This window comes from Chitinophagales bacterium, from assembly GCA_041392475.1.
Lineage (GTDB): Bacteria > Bacteroidota > Bacteroidia > Chitinophagales > UBA2359 > JAUHXA01.
In genome coordinates, this window is the sequence record JAWKLZ010000002.1 from 2,362,066 (window position 1) to 2,377,531 (window position 15,466).

Annotated in this window: 10 protein-coding genes; 5 read left to right on the forward strand and 5 right to left on the reverse strand. The window is 39.2% G+C overall.

Annotated elements, in window-relative coordinates; all coding sequences use genetic code 11:
• Positions 1-165: 165 nt before the first annotated feature.
• The gene (mfd, locus tag R3E32_22805) at positions 166-3,564 is read right to left on the reverse strand and encodes a transcription-repair coupling factor (protein MEZ4887581.1); all 3,399 of its coding nucleotides are present in this window, start codon (positions 3,562-3,564) and stop codon (positions 166-168) included.
• Positions 3,565-3,834: 270 nt separating this feature from the next.
• A complete protein-coding gene (alaS, locus tag R3E32_22810) occupies positions 3,835-6,468 on the reverse strand; it encodes an alanine--tRNA ligase (protein ID MEZ4887582.1) in 2,634 nt (877 codons plus the stop codon).
• A 184-nt stretch (positions 6,469-6,652) separates the two neighbouring features.
• On the opposite strand from alaS, the gene R3E32_22815 reads away from it, so the two are divergent.
• Together R3E32_22815 and R3E32_22820 are read left to right on the forward strand one after the other, a co-directional pair.
• Entirely contained in the window at positions 6,653-7,624 is a 972-nt protein-coding gene (locus tag R3E32_22815) for a M23 family metallopeptidase (protein ID MEZ4887583.1), read from the forward strand.
• Between the two features lie 567 nt (positions 7,625-8,191).
• Entirely contained in the window at positions 8,192-8,380 is a 189-nt protein-coding gene (locus tag R3E32_22820; GenBank protein MEZ4887584.1) for a hypothetical protein, read from the forward strand.
• Between the two features lie 613 nt (positions 8,381-8,993).
• Here R3E32_22820 and R3E32_22825 read toward each other — a convergent pair.
• From R3E32_22825 to crtI, 3 genes are all read right to left on the reverse strand, one after another.
• Positions 8,994-9,314, reverse strand: a complete 321-nt coding sequence (locus R3E32_22825) for a metalloregulator ArsR/SmtB family transcription factor (GenBank protein MEZ4887585.1) — start codon at positions 9,312-9,314, stop codon at positions 8,994-8,996.
• A gap of 79 nt (positions 9,315-9,393) precedes the next feature.
• Positions 9,394-10,230 carry a phytoene/squalene synthase family protein gene (locus tag R3E32_22830; GenBank protein ID MEZ4887586.1) on the reverse strand — a complete coding sequence of 279 codons (837 nt, stop codon included), beginning with the start codon at positions 10,228-10,230 and terminating at the stop codon, positions 9,394-9,396.
• Between the two features lie 7 nt (positions 10,231-10,237).
• Positions 10,238-11,716 carry a phytoene desaturase family protein gene (gene crtI, locus R3E32_22835; GenBank protein MEZ4887587.1) on the reverse strand — a complete coding sequence of 493 codons (1,479 nt, stop codon included), beginning with the start codon at positions 11,714-11,716 and terminating at the stop codon, positions 10,238-10,240.
• A 193-nt stretch (positions 11,717-11,909) separates the two neighbouring features.
• Between crtI and R3E32_22840 the strand changes: the two genes are divergently transcribed.
• The 3 genes from R3E32_22840 (at position 11,910) to R3E32_22850 (ending at position 15,369) form a co-directional block, all read left to right on the forward strand.
• Positions 11,910-12,335, forward strand: a complete 426-nt coding sequence (locus R3E32_22840; GenBank protein ID MEZ4887588.1) for a Fur family transcriptional regulator — start codon at positions 11,910-11,912, stop codon at positions 12,333-12,335.
• 87 nt (positions 12,336-12,422) lie between these two features.
• The gene (locus tag R3E32_22845) at positions 12,423-12,890 is read left to right on the forward strand and encodes a hypothetical protein (GenBank protein MEZ4887589.1); all 468 of its coding nucleotides are present in this window, start codon (positions 12,423-12,425) and stop codon (positions 12,888-12,890) included.
• Between the two features lie 277 nt (positions 12,891-13,167).
• Positions 13,168-15,369, forward strand: coding sequence for a heavy metal translocating P-type ATPase (locus R3E32_22850; protein MEZ4887590.1), 2,202 nt, complete (start codon positions 13,168-13,170; stop codon positions 15,367-15,369).
• Positions 15,370-15,466: the final 97 nt, after the last annotated feature.

Here is a 15,466-nt window from a genome sequence, read left to right on the forward strand (position 1 = left end):
CAATTCTTTCTGTTGGGTAGAGCATCAAGGTTTCGTATGTCAGTGTTTATAAGCTCGTACATAAGACAAAGCCAATAGAATCTATGGAATCGAAGATAGATTCATAGGACAAGAAGGTAGCCTTAAAAGAGAGGAATTTCAACTTTAATAGTGCAAAAAATCAACCTAAGCCACCGTCACTCCACCTGCAAATTCCTCAACCTCCAACAATCGGCTGTATGCTTGTTTCACCGTATGAATGTGGTCAAAAACGAGCAGAAAATATTGATTACTCTGTTTGAAGTACGCCCGTTTTCCTTGATTTTGAGCATATTTGAGAATGCCCGAAAAAGTAGGAGACTGGTAGTAAGGAGAAGATTGATTGGCAACAAAATAACCTCGCAACTTGCGATTTTTGAAAATAATACGTTCAAAACCAAGGCGTTTTGCCACCCATCGAAGCTGAACCGCTTGCAGCAATTCTTTGACGGGGTTGGGCAATTTACCAAATCTATCCAGCAGATTTTTCTCAAATTGCTTCAATTTTTCCTCCGTTTCGATGTTGTCCAATTCGGTGTAAAGCTGCAAACGCTCGTCCACGCTGTTTACATAATCATCGGGAATCAAAATCTCTAAATCCGTATCAATCTGACAATCTTGAACAAACTCCTTTTTTTCGATAATTTCGTCTTGAAAAATCTCTTTAAAGTCTGTTTCCTTCAATTCTTGAATGGCTTCCTGCAAGATTTTTTGGTAGGTATTGAAGCCAATATCTGCAATAAAACCACTTTGTTCACCCCCCAACAAATTACCTGAACCACGAATATCCAAATCCCGCATCGCTATTTTGATACCACTACCCAAATCCGCAAATTCTTCAATGGCTTGCAAGCGTTTGCGAGAATCGTTGGGAAGGGCGTAAATCGGTGGTGAAATGAGGTAGCAAAAAGCCTTTCGATTGGAACGCCCAACACGCCCCCGCAATTGATGTAAATCACTCAATCCGAACCAGTGAGCATTGTTGATAATGATGGTATTGGCATTAGAAATATCTAACCCTGCCTCTACAATATTGGTCGACACCAAGACATCAAACTTTCCGTCAATGAAATCCATTAGTCTATCTTCCAGCATCTTATTATCCATCTGACCATGTGCCATACCTACATTCGCATCAGGACAAAGGTTTTTGATCATCACCGCCACATCTTTCAAATCTTTCACCCGATTGTGGATAAAAAATACCTGCCCTCCACGATAGACTTCATAGTTGATAGCTTCTCGAATTTTTTCATTTTCAAAGCGTATCACCTCCGTTTCCACAGGTTGACGGTTGGGGGGGGGAGTGCGGATGACCGACAAATCCCTTGCGTTCATCAGCGAAAATTGCAGTGTTCTTGGGATAGGCGTTGCAGTCAATATCAACGTGTCCACATTGACCTTCAGGCTTCTCAATTTCTCCTTTGCAGCCACGCCAAATTTTTGTTCTTCATCAATAATCAACAAGCCCAAATCTTTGAATTTGACAGTTTTGCCGAGCAAAGCGTGTGTGCCAATGATAATGTCAATTTGTCCATTGGCGAGTTTCTCTAAGGTATCTTTTTTTTGTTTAGAAGTTTTGAAGCGATTGAGAAAGTCCACATTGGTAGGAAAATCTCTAAGCCGTTCTTTGAAGGTATGGTAGTGCTGCAAGGCCAAAATTGTGGTTGGTACCAAAATCGCCACTTGTTTGCTGTCTGCCACCGCTTTAGCTGCTGCCCGCACTGCAATTTCAGTTTTACCAAAACCCACGTCTCCGCAAACCAAACGATCCATTGGATGGCCTTTTTCCATATCCGCCTTCACATCCTGCGTAGCGGTCAATTGGTCGGGCGTATCTTCATAAATAAAAGAGGCCTCCAACTCTGTTTGCATATAGGTATCGGGTGAAAACGAAAAACCTGGACTCGCCTTTCGTTTGGCATACAATTTAATCAAATCGGCTGCAATATCTTTGATTTTGGTCTTTGCCTTGCGCTTCACCGCTGCCCAAGCATCCGAACCCAATTTGTTGATTTTGGGCTTCGTTCCATCCCGACCCACATATTTCGCTACTTTGTGCAAAGAGTTGATATTCACATACAAAATATCTTTGTCTTTGTACAAAATTCGCATCACCTCCTGCATCTGACCATTCACTTCAATTTTTTTCAAGCCCGTATATTCGCCCACTCCGTGGTCAATATGTGTCACATAGTCGTGCGGCTTCAATTCCTGCAAGAGCTTCACACTCATTGCTTTCTTCTTAGAATAACCCTCTTTGATTTGGTATTTGTAGAAGCGTTCAAAAATTTGGTGGTCGGTATAACACGCAATTTTTAGGTCGAGGTCTAAGAAACCGTTGTAAATACTTTGGGTGATGTAGTGAACTTTCACATCCTCCCCAATGTCCTCAAAAATACTTTCAAACCGTTGAATTTGACGGGACTGTTCGGAAAAAATGATGCTTACAATGCCTTCTGCATCATTGTTTTGAAGGTCTTTTATGAGCAGGTTAAAATTTTTGCGGAAAGCAGGCTGGGGGTAGGCTTTGTATTCAAAAGTTTCTACCTCATTTCCTTTTCTGCCCAAATATGCTTGTCGCCCAAATTCTATAATCGAGAAATCGAGCAAATCATGCAGCAATTGTTTGGAGTGCACAAAACTGCTTACCTCCGCACTCCCAAAAATCATGCTTTCTTCGCTGCCTGTTACCCCTCTTTCCTTCAATTCAGTAGCAATTTCAAGGGCTTTGTCATAGCATTTTTGGTTGATTCCCAGTACCCCCTCCATGTCTTTTACCCAGATCGTGGTATTGTCGGGTAGGAGCTTGAAGAAAGAAGTTTTGTCGTCGCCATCAAACTGCGTTTGAATGTTGGGAACGATGGTGACATGGTTTACCTTTTTGGTGGACAACTGTGAAAGTGGGTCGAAAACACGAATGGATTCTATTTCTTCACCAAACAATTCCACACGGTAGGGGAGGTCGTTGCCAAAGGAGAAAATATCTGCGATGTCGCCCCGCACTGAAAACTGCCCCGGCTCATACACAAAATCGGTATGCACAAAACCACAATCTACTAACAACTCAATAATGAAATTCACTGCCATTACTTCACCTACCTTGAGGTGAATGATTTTTGCATCCAAAGCTTTGTGGCTCACCAATTTTTCAAACAATGCTTGGGGATATGTCACCAACAATTCGCCTGTGGTTTCACTTGCCAAAAGCCGCCCCAAAGTTTCGGTGCGGAGCAGCACATTGTTCTTGTTGATTTCCTCAAATTTGCCGGGTTTTTTGAAGGAGTCGGGAAAAAATAGGATGTCTTTTTTGTCGAGAAGGTTTTTGAGGTCGTTTTGAAAGTACGCCGCTTCTTCCTTGTCTTGCAGTATAAAAACATGGTTTTGAGGAGCTTGCTTGTAGATTGCTGCCGCTACAATGCTGTCCATCGAACCTACCAGTCCCTTCAAATGTAACCTTGCATTGGCCAATATCTGTATGGAGGAAAGAATCTGTTCGGTGCGTTTGTCACGCATGTAATACTGCAATAGTTTTTCTAAATTCATGTCTTTTATAGAGGGAATTGCTTGATTGTAACGACCAAATGGGTGTTGATTTGCTTGGCAAAGTTAGTGATAAAATGGGAAAAGATGTTTAGTTTGGTTTAACGATTGGAGGGGGGAAAGGTTTGCAATGCTATTCATTTAAAACACAATTATCCGCCATTACTATTTGCTGCAAATTCGAACAATTGTCTTATATCCAAATAAAAAAGGTTCTTACACTTTAACGCATAAGAACCTTTTTTAGAGGCATAATTTTTTCAATAAGTCAAATCAAAACCCCTCAATCATCCCCTTCGCCTCCTCAATTGCAGCTTCAATACCACCAGCATCCTTACCGCCAGCCGAAGCATAAAATGCCTGACCACCACCGCCACCTTTGATATGTTTGGCAAGCTGTCGAATGATTTTACCCGCATTTTTGTTGGGATTTTCCTCCGTTGAAGCATCGTCAAAAGCTATGGTTAGATTTGCTTTTCCGTCAATGTTTGCACCCAAAACGAGGAACAAGTTAGATACCTCTTTGCGGAGGTTGAAAGCAATGTGTTTCACCATATCCGCCGTATCCACATCAATGCGTTGCCCGATGAAATTCACCCCATTGATAACTTCAATTTTGTCCATCAATTCATTTTTGATGTCATTCGCTTGAATCTGCTGCATACGCTCGATTTCCTTCTTCAATTGTGCATTTTCGTTCGCCAAACTTTGCACTACGTCCGCCAAATCTTTCGGTTTTTTGAACATTGCATTGATCGTATCAAACGCATCTAATTGACTGCTAATCGTTTCAAAAGCCTTCACACCCGTAATGCCCACCAATCGGCGCACACCCGCCGCCACCGACGTTTCCTCAACGATTTTGCAGAAGCCAATCTCACCCGTTGCAGCAACGTGTGTACCGCCACACAGTTCCACCGAATAATCTCTATCGAAGATAATTACCCGCACCTCATCGCCGTATTTTTCACCAAACAAAGCCATTGCTCCCATGTCCGTTGCTTCTTGAATCGGTATATTTCGCAGTTCCTCCAAAGCAATATTCTGACGGATTTTTTCATTCACAATGCGCTCAATCTGTTGAGTTTCCTCCTTCGTCACCTTTTCGTAGTGAGCAAAATCAAAGCGCAAATATTCGTCATTCACCAACTGTCCTTTCTGCAAAGCATGGTTGCCCAGAACTTTGTGCAATGCTGCATGAATGAGGTGAACAGCCGTGTGGTTGTTTGCCGTTTTACTGCGTTTGTCCTGACTCACAACTGCTTGCACAGGCATGGTGATGTCTTCGGGTAGTTTTTTGACGAAATGAACAATCAAGTTATTTTCTTTTTTGGTATCGAAAACAGTGATTTTTTCATCGCCAAATTGCAGATAACCCGTATCGCCCACCTGTCCGCCACTTTCGGCATAAAAAGGCGTTTCATCCAAAATGATTTGGAAGTAAGATTTCTTCTTTTCCTTTACCTCACGGTATTTCACCACCTGCGAAATCGTTTGAAGTGTATCGTAACCCACAAATTCATTTTCTACTCCTTCCATCAATTCTGTCCAATCGCCTGTTTCCACTTTTGTAGCCTGTCGAGCCCTTTCTTTTTGGGCATCCATTTCTTCCTTGAAGCCCACTTCATCTACTGTAAGTCCTTTTTCGGTCGCCAACAATCGGGTCAAATCTATAGGGAAACCAAAGGTGTCCAACAGTCTAAAGGCATCCTCACCTTTAATAGTAGAAGACAAGGCTTGTGCCAACTCTTCTTCAATTTTGGCAAAACGTTGAAGTCCAGTCTCCAATGTTCGCAAGAAAGCCTTTTCTTCCTGCAAAATGATTTTTTCGACATATCCCTGCTGTTGCTTCAATTCGGGAAACAATTCTCCAAACTGCTCGACCAATACTTCGACCAAACGGTACAAAATCGGTTCTTTCCAATCCAAAAAGCTGAAAGCATAGCGCACACCACGACGAAGAATGCGACGAATCACATATCCTGCACCCGTATTAGACGGCATCTGACCGTCGACAATCGTAAAAGTGATGGCTCTGATGTGGTCTGCAATCACCCGAAGCGCAATGTCAGAAGGTTCACTTTTGCCGTAGGGAACGCCTGTGATTTCGCTGATTTTGGCGATAATTGGGGTAAAAACATCCGTTTCGTAGTTGGATTGTTTGCCCTGAATGACCATACAAAGGCGTTCAAAACCCATACCTGTATCTACGTGACTGTCAGGCAACTGCTCTAAGGTGCTATCTGCTTTTCGATTGAATTGTATGAATACCAAATTCCAAATCTCTACGACTTGCGGGTGGTCTGCATTCACCAAACTTTTGCCATCCTTCAATGCACGATCGGCATCAGAACGAATATCCACATGAATTTCGGAGCAAGGTCCACAAGGCCCTGTATCTCCCATTTCCCAAAAATTATCTTTTTTAGAAGCTTTTAGTATGCGGTCTTCTGCAATGTATTTTTTCCAAATATTGTAGGCATCGGCATCTTCAGGCACATTGTCGGCATGGTCTCCTTCAAAAACGGTGACATACAAACGGTCTTTGGGAATTTGATAGATTTCGGTCAACAATTCCCACGCCCATGCGATGGCTTCTTCTTTGAAATAATTACCAAAAGACCAATTTCCCAACATCTCAAACATGGTGTGGTGATAGGTGTCCACACCCACTTCTTCGAGGTCGTTGTGCTTACCTGAAACACGCAGACATTTCTGAGTATCAGCAATTCGTGGGTTATCAGGCTTTAGGTTTCCCAAGAAAAAATCTTTGAACTGATTCATACCCGCATTGGTAAACATGAGGGTAGGATCATTTTTAACAACAATCGGTGCTGATTTTACAATTTTATGACTTTTGCCTTCAAAGAAATTCAAAAAAGTGTCTCTTATCTCCTTGGATGTCATGCGAGTATTCGTTTTTTAATTTAAAATTAAATGTTCAATTAAAAGTTAATAAGCGTTAGATAACGAAAAGAAATGATATTAGCTTGCCTAGCTTCTATGACTAAAGTTTTTATATTGCCAATTGTTTACTATTTTTGCACTCAAATCTTTTAAAAGAGGTGGCGAAATTACATAATCTCACGCTATGAAAAAAGTAAAATACCAATACAATAAACATACACTTCGGTATGAAAAGATTGAAGCCAGTTGGCAATCAATCGCAATCCGAGTTTTCGGTGTGCTTTGTGCGATGACGGTGTTTGGCGTTTTTTGTGGTATGCTTGCATCAAAATTCTTTCCTTCTCCCAAAGAGCGACAGCTTAATTTAGATGTTGAAAAACTGGAGATTGAAGTAGAAAATTTTCGGAGACAAGTGCAAGATCAAGAAGATGTTTTAGCTGCATTGCAGGAAAGAGACGAAAGTATTTACCGTACTATTTTTGAAGCAGAACCCATACCAATGGCAGTGCGTGAAGCTGGTTTTGGTGGTGGTAATCGCTACAAAGACTTGGACAATTTGCCGAATACTGAATTGATGAAAAGTACGGCTCAGCGCATCGAAAAAATCCGCAAACAACTTTATATACAATCTAAATCCTACGACGAAATTGCAAAACTCGTCAAGAACAAAGAAGATATGTTTGCTTCTATTCCTGCAATTCAACCTGTTTCCAATACAGAATTGAGGAGAATTGCATCGGGTTTTGGGATGCGAATGCACCCTATCTATAAGACCCGCAAGATGCACACTGGAATGGATTTTTCTGCTCCGATAGGCACTTCGGTTTATGCAACGGGTAAAGGGAAGGTCGTGAAGGTGAAAAAATTGCAAAAAGGATATGGCTATCACGTAGTGATTGACCACGGCTTCAACTACGAAACCTTGTATGGACACCTCAGCAAAATCAATGTCCGCACTGGACAACGTATCAACCGAGGTGATATCATTGGCTTGGTTGGTAACACAGGTACTTCTACTGCGCCGCACCTACACTATGAGGTGCTTAAAAATGGCAAACGCATCAATCCTATCAACTTTTTCTACAATGATTTGAGTCCAGAAGAATTTGACAAAGTTTTGGAAATTTCTGGTAAACACATGCAGTCGTTTGACTAAGGGATATTGTAAGCAATATTGAAAAAATAATACGGTACATCCATTTGCAATGTCCTTTTAGAGCTGGAAGTCACAACAGGCATGGGTTTCTTTCAAATGTTTCGTCAAAATATTCTGCCAAAAACATTTCCGCCAATACCTGTGTATCGAAATAAGGGCTACACGGCTAACGCTGGAGGGTAAACGGCAGACGGTTTTGAAATCGCATGAAACGCTATAGATTGCAAACTGTTGTTTAGCAGCATTGTCCAATCTTAGAAGGGTAGCCGAAATAAGGGCTTAAAGTGTGGTTTCTAATCATCTGTTCTTTCTAAACAAGACAAAATTCATAAGCATACATTTTCATATCTCTAAATCATCGATACTAAGAAAACGGAAGTTTTCAAATTTAGAGTAAAATATATTGACCTTTTTATAAACCGAGAATAGCTGTACTTAGCTCAATTTTATATAAATTATGTTGAAAGCATAAAAAATGTTTTGGGCATACTTTGGCATGAATATTGGCTAATATTAAGCAATAGCTTAATTTATTTTTTCCAACATTTCTCATTAAAATTATTGGTCATGATTGCACTTCAAAACTCCAAAGTTACGCCTCTCAATATTCAACAAATGTCTTCATTTATGGGAGGTAGGCGAGAAATTCAAGATAGTTACAGTTCAGCTTATGCAACTATGTATGATTTGAAGAAAGATGGGTATAATCCATCTATGCATAAACTAACTGATGGACGCTATTGTATTGAATGGTAGATTTTACAATTAACTTTCCAACAAAATCAAAGGGCTTATCTTTTATCAAGATAAGCCCTTTTGCTTTTTGCCTATTTTCAAAAAAAAATTAGAACAAGACCTCTCTTGCTCTAAACCCTAAAAAACCTTTAATCATTACACTCAACTCGGCTTTTGGACGGAGGTTTTGGGGAAGAGTCACATTTTTTTGTAATACTACCCGAAGTTTAAATTGTTTTTTTCAAGGAATTGAAAAACAGTTTGCTGAACAATTAATTTTATGCTATTTGACAAGTCACAATTGTTATTGAAGTGGATTATTAGCGTAATGTGATTAAAAAATGGCTCACTTTAGGACATAAAAAAAGGTAGGACAAGCTATAAATAGCTAATGACCTACCCTCAAAAATCTTTAAATCACTACACTCAACTCGACATATAAGACGCAACTCATTTATTGAAGTCACTACTTATAATCACTTTTTTTCAAAAAAGTAGAAAAAATATGTCAAATTGAATAAGTCATTGAAGATTAGATGTTTGAATTTTTTATTGAATTGGTTTTTGTGTTCGGGCTGCAAAGTTAAAAGAAAACGTTTTTATTACGAATTTGTTGATAAATTTTTTATTTTTTTTAGCCCATGTTACAATTACAACGCTCTAAACAGCTGAATATTTTGGTGATTTCTGTTTCTTTGATCATATAATACACACTTTTGCCTTCTCTTTTTGCCTTTAACATTCCTTTCAATTTCATGCTTGCAAGGTGATGAGAAGTAAGTGACTGTTCTGTTCCCAATTTATCACAAATTTCTCCAACTGACAGTTTTTTGTATTGATCCAGAACTTTTACCACACCCAAACGAATAGGATGGGCTACGGTTTTAAGAATAAAAGCCATGCGTTCGAGTTTCTTCACTTCAATGCACGTCGTATCTGTATTTATTTGTGTCACAGTGTTTGGTTTAGTATTTTACTTATTGTTAGTTCAACACACGGCATAGAAATTATGTTCAGAAAAAACGAGATTTTACTTACATCGCATTGGCATAATTCCTGAGAGCAGATTTGAACAAGATAAAAGCTTTGGTTGGGTTCGGAATACGAAGCCTTTCTTGTTTGATAACCTCGGGAGGCGTATTTTTTATTTTCACAAACAACGCTTTGTAATAACGATAAGCCAGATATACACCAAATCTTGCACTTTTGGGTAGGGCTAAAATGCCTTTGTAAGCCGCTTCAAAATCTGCTTCAATGTCTGCTTCGATGCTTTTTTTGGCACTTACTTGAAAGTTAGTGAAATCTACATTTGGAAAATAAACCCGACCGAGGTTTTGAAAATCATTTCGCATATCTCTCAAAAAGTTCACCTTCTGAAAAGCAGAACCCAATCTTTGGGCAGAGTCCTTCAATTGATTATATTGGATTTCATTCCCTTCACAAAATACCCTCAGACACATCAAACCTACTACTTCCGCTGAACCATATATATAGTGGTTGTAATCAATTGAGGTATAATCGGATTGATTTAAATCCATCTCCATACTATTGAAGAATGCTTCAATGAGTTCTTTTTCAATATAGTATTGATTGACGATAATTTGATACGCATGAATTACAGGATTGGTACTGATACCTCTTTCAATTGCCGTATAAGTATCTGCCTTAAATTCTTGAAGTAGTGTTGCCTTATCATAGTCATGGAACGTATCTACAATTTCGTCGGCATAACGTACAAAGGCATAGATACCATAAATAGCATCATGCAATTTGCTGTCGAGTGCTTTAATACCCAGCGTAAAAGAAGTGCTGTAGGCCTGTGTAATCAAGCGGCTGCATTGAAAGGTAGTATCATGATATAGAGTCAGCATAATGGGATTATTTTTTTCCAAATTCTTTGAATACTTCGTTGGCAACAACTCTCCCTGATATGATTGAGGGAGGAACTCCAGGTCCAGGAACGGTGAGCTGACCTGTATAATACAGATTGTCAACTTTTTTGCTTTTTAAAGAAGGCTTAAATATAGCCGTTTGTCGAAGCGTATTGGCCAAGCCATAAGCATTGCCTTTGTAAGCGTTGTAACGTTCTTTAAAATCTTTGTGGGCAAAGCTACGTTTATAAACAACATGAGGGCGAATAGGTTGCCCCGTTAGTTCCTCCAGTCGTTTCATGATACGTTCATAGTAATCGTTACGAATGGATTCATTGTCTTCTAAATCAGGAGCTACGGGTATCAGCACAAACAAGTTTTCACACCCCTTTGGCGCAACAGTTTTATCTGTGACCGAAGGAGCGCAAACATAAAACAAAGGTTGGGTGGGCCACTTCGGGCTTTCGTAAATCTCTTTACCAAAAAGCTCAAATGACTGGTCAAAAAACAAGTTGTGGTGTGTTAGGTTCTTCAATCGCTTATTGATGCCTAAGTAAAAAATCAAAGAAGAAGGCGCCAATACCCGTTTGTCCCAATAAGTTTCGGTGTAGGTTCTAAAGCTGGGGGCAATCAATTGCTGCTCTACATGGTGGTAGTCTGCTGCTGCAACTACTATATCTGTGTGAAATGTGTGTGAATCGGTAACTACTTTTTGAGCAGTTCTTTTTTCGATGTCTATACGAGTGACATTTTGGTTGTATAAAATTTTCACCCCCAAACTTTCCGCTACTTTCACCATTGCTTCAATGATTTTGTACATGCCGCCCATTGGATACCAAGTGCCCAGAACCAAATCGGCATAATTCATCAAACTATACAATGCAGGGGTATTTTCGGGAAGCGCACCCAGAAAATAAACAGGAAACTCCAAGATTTTCCTGATTTTATCGTTTTTGAAGAGTTGGTGAACTTGCTTGCGAACTGAGCTGAACAATTGCATTTTGAAGAGTCCTGTGAGAAGGCGCATATCTGCAAATTCAAATACAGAACGAGACGGCTTATAAACCAAATCATTGACGCCTACTTCGTATTTGTATTTGGCTTCTTCCAAAAATTTTTTCAGATTCGTACTACTGCCTGGCTCTAAATATTCAAAAAGTTGGTAGAGTTGTTCTTGATTTGCAGGAATTTGAAGCGTATCGTTTTTGTTGAAAAAAACAGTATAAGCAGGGTCTAATTGTATTAAGTTATAGAAATCAGATGTTTGACATTCGAATTGTTGAAAGAAATCTTCAAAAACGTTGGGCATCCAATACCAACTTGGCCCCATATCGAAAGTAAATCCTTGTGCCTCAAATTGAGATGCACGCCCCCCTGCTGACTCATTTTTTTCTAAAATGGTCACTTCGAAACCCTTTTGCGCCAGAGAACATGCAGCAGATAGTCCTGCAAAACCCGAACCAATGATAATTACTTTTTTACTCATACTGAAAGACAACAGTAGTGTGGAGTTTTTGTTGAATAATATTACAAAAAAATTAAACAAAAATACAGTCAAAACTCATTCGCCTATATTTTGTTTAAATGATAGTATTTAAATTTACGCTTTTTTTTTAGAATTGGATTGTCTATTGATTGTTTATAGTAGCGTTTTGTAAACCATAAAAGGATTTTTTTTGATGCAAGGGATAAAAATTTTGAAGGAAAACGGGCTTCGATTAACCAATTGCCGCAGTGCAATCATTGAGATATTTTGTGCTGCCAATGCTGCAATAGGTCATGCGGAATTGGAAGATGCTTTGCTCGAAGATGAATTTGATAGAGTAACTATTTACCGTACCATCAATACTTTTTTAGATAAAGGAATCATTCACAAGGTAATGGATGGATCTGGTATTGGTAAGTTTGCGCTTTGTTCTGCCAAATGTGATTCCCACCAACACCACGATGATCACATACATTTCAACTGTTTGGCATGTGGAAACACGACCTGCATGGAAGATTTATTGATTCCGAACATTCATCTACCAGAGGGATATAAAGTACAAGAAGCGAATTTACTCTTAAAAGGAATCTGCGCCAATTGCCAAGAGATTACCAACTAATTTTTTTCTTGTTAATTGAGGCGAATGTTTTACTTTTGACGACTATTTAAAAAGTAGCTTCTATTTATATTCAACAATCCCATAAATATGAAATACCTTGCATCTATCTTTCTGTGCGTTCTGTTTTTTGCAGTTACCACTGGTTGTCAATCAGACACATCTACCAAAACTTCAAAAGTTGCTTCCGCACCAGCTAAGGTGGACTCATCAGTATTTAAAAACCTCGCCAATATTTTGAGTCAATGCCAAAAAGTAGAATACGTTTTATACGATTATGGTATCACCTTCGAAACAGAAAGCACAAACGAAATGCAGCGCTTCTTCAATTTCATCCAATTAGAAATTGCCAATACCAAAAATTGTCCTACAAATTACGATGGGGGAGTAGTATTCAAAGACTTAGAAGGTGACATCAAGATGGCAATGGAACTGAATATTGTTCCTGAATGTAAACAAGTGGTTTTCAGTATTGACGGCAAAACCTACCACCAAGTTTTCAGCGACAAAGGCATAGAACTCTTCAAAGAAATCATCCGAATGAGGCAAGGAGGATAAGCTAGTTATTAGATAGATTAGTGACTGGCGATTAGTTTTGGTTCATATAGGTTTTTAGTGAAAGTACAAAGATTTCCGAAGTTTCCTTTTAAACAAAACATTGATTTTCAAATATTATACGCCTATGAGAATAAACTACAAATGTGGTAATTATTTTAGTGAAAATCATTGATTACAAACCACCAAATTTTGCAACTTTTTTGAGGAAAAGCATACGTCCATTTTGTGATATAATTTGTTTTATGTTGGTCTTTTAGTAATGAGCAAAATATTTTACATGACAATCATTAATGAAACAAAACCAACACAGCAAGAAATCAAACTTCACATTGAAGGAATGAGCTGCACCAACTGTGCGTTGGGAATTTCTAAATACTTAGAAAAGAAAGGGTTTGAAGAAGTGAAGGTTAATTTTTCGACAGGCATTGCACAAGTAAGTATTTTAGAAAATGCTCAGATTGAAGAAGCAAAGGAGAATATTGAAAAACTGGGCTATACAGTAGTTTCCATTGAAGGAAAAGATGGTATTTCAAATTCTATTCAAGTTTTGAATGATGCCACAGACCTATCTTCAACAGCGAATTTTTTTACTTCTTTTGCAGCATTGTTCAACACCCGAAATTTATTCATCACCAGTGCTGTATTGAGTTTACCCTTGTTTTTGGGTATGTTTCTTCCTTTTGCCTTTTTACATAATCCTTACGTTCAGTTGGCATTAGCCACACCTGTATTCCTCATTGGCTGCGTTTATTTTGGGCGAAGTGCTTTTTACTCCATCCTTTCAGGTGTTCCAAACATGGATGTTTTGGTGATATTGGGTGCAACTGCTGCGTTTGGTTTTAGTTTGGTGAGTATATTTAGCCAGACACTTGGAAAAGGACTTTATTTTGAGACATCTGCGATTATCATCACCTTTGTTTTGCTCGGTAAATATATGGAAAACAGAGCCGTACAGCAGACAACAACTGCCATCAAAGAACTAACCAATCTACAAAAGGTCAAGGCAAAACGAATCATAGACATGGATGGTGAGGAAGTGATTGAACAAATTGAAGCAGATAAACTTCAAAAAGGGGACAAAGTATTGGTCAATACAGGCGACAATGTGCCTGCTGATGGCAAAATATTTTGGGGGGAAGCAGCCATAGATGAATCCATGATTTCGGGCGAAAGTTTGCCGATTGAAAAAATGATGGCAGACAAGGTAATCGGCGGTACTGTTTTGCAGCAAGGAAGCATAAAAGTAGAAGTCACAGCAGCAGGTAATCAAAGCACTTTGGCACAAATCATTGAGTTAGTGAAAGCAGCACAGGCAGATCAACCTCCTATTCAGCGATTGGCAGACCGAGTAAGTGCCGTATTTGTGCCAGTAGTTATTGCGCTTGCTTCGCTTACCTTTTTGGTTGCCTATTTCGGTTTTCAACTATCTTTTTCCGTTGCGCTGATGAACAGCATTGCCGTTTTGGTGGTTGCTTGCCCGTGCGCAATGGGCTTGGCAACGCCTACTGCAATGATGGTTGGAATGGGAGAAGTAGCCAAAAGTGGTATATTGATAAAAGGAGGGAGTACGATTGAAAAATTGGCGAACCTGCAACAAATGGTATTCGATAAAACGGGAACACTCACTACGGGACACTTCAAAATCAAACAGTTCGACAATCTAAGCGATAAGGAAGACAATGCATTAAAAGCGATTGTCCTAAGCCTCGAAAAACATTCTTCTCACCCAATCGCCTTATCCTTGACCGAAGCATTGAATGATGCACCCAAAAAACTGCTCATCAACATTCAAGAGGCAAAAGGACTGGGCATGAGTGGACAAGATTTGGACGGTAATCGCTACGAATTGGGTGCATATAGAATGGCAAAGGAAACCACAAAAGACAATACACACCAGCTTTACTTATTGGAAAACAAAAAATTAGTTGCTACCATAGACATAGAAGATGAGCTAAAAGAAGAGGCGAAATCAGTTATTGAAGACTTGCTAAAAATGGGTATTCAGCCTATTCTATTGAGTGGGGATAGAGCACCTAAGGTGGATGAAGTAGCAGCTAAACTGGGGATTAGCGAAGTATATGCTGAAAAATTGCCTCAAGAAAAACTGGAGATTGTGGGCAAGCTATCAAAGGAATCAAATGTAGCAATGATTGGGGATGGCATCAATGATGCACCTGCATTGGCAAAAGTGAGTGTAGGTATTTCGATGAGCAGTGCCACTCAAATAGCTATTCAATCGGCACAAGTAGTTTTGTTGAAAGGCAATCTAAATTTGCTAACCAAAACCATATATATCAGTCAGAAAATATTGAAGACCATCAAACAAAATCTTTTTTGGGCTTTTTTCTACAATGTGATGATGATTCCACTTGCTGCAATGGGTTGGTTGAATCCCATGTTAGCAGCGATGGCCATGTCTTTGTCGAGTATTATGGTGGTGGGCAACTCTCTTCGATTGAAGAGGATGCAAAATTCTTAGATATATAGGAAGGGGAAATACCTTATGACCAAAGTGCTTAGAGTCCCAATTCTATGAATAATAGAAAAATAAGATTGAGGTATTGCTTTCCAAGACC

What these genes read in the sequence shown, in the direction of transcription:
- mfd (MEZ4887581.1), bottom strand. Translation starts at nt 3,564, where the DNA reads ATGAATTTAGAAAAACTATTGCAGTATTACATGCGTGACAAACGCACC.
- alaS (MEZ4887582.1), bottom strand. Translation starts at nt 6,468, where the DNA reads ATGACATCCAAGGAGATAAGAGACACTTTTTTGAATTTCTTTGAAGGC.
- R3E32_22815 (MEZ4887583.1), top strand. Translation starts at nt 6,653, where the DNA reads ATGAAAAAAGTAAAATACCAATACAATAAACATACACTTCGGTATGAA.
- R3E32_22820 (MEZ4887584.1), top strand. Translation starts at nt 8,192, where the DNA reads ATGATTGCACTTCAAAACTCCAAAGTTACGCCTCTCAATATTCAACAA.
- R3E32_22830 (MEZ4887586.1), bottom strand. Translation starts at nt 10,230, where the DNA reads ATGCTGACTCTATATCATGATACTACCTTTCAATGCAGCCGCTTGATT.
- crtI (MEZ4887587.1), bottom strand. Translation starts at nt 11,716, where the DNA reads ATGAGTAAAAAAGTAATTATCATTGGTTCGGGTTTTGCAGGACTATCT.
- R3E32_22840 (MEZ4887588.1), top strand. Translation starts at nt 11,910, where the DNA reads ATGCAAGGGATAAAAATTTTGAAGGAAAACGGGCTTCGATTAACCAAT.
- R3E32_22845 (MEZ4887589.1), top strand. Translation starts at nt 12,423, where the DNA reads ATGAAATACCTTGCATCTATCTTTCTGTGCGTTCTGTTTTTTGCAGTT.
- R3E32_22850 (MEZ4887590.1), top strand. Translation starts at nt 13,168, where the DNA reads ATGACAATCATTAATGAAACAAAACCAACACAGCAAGAAATCAAACTT.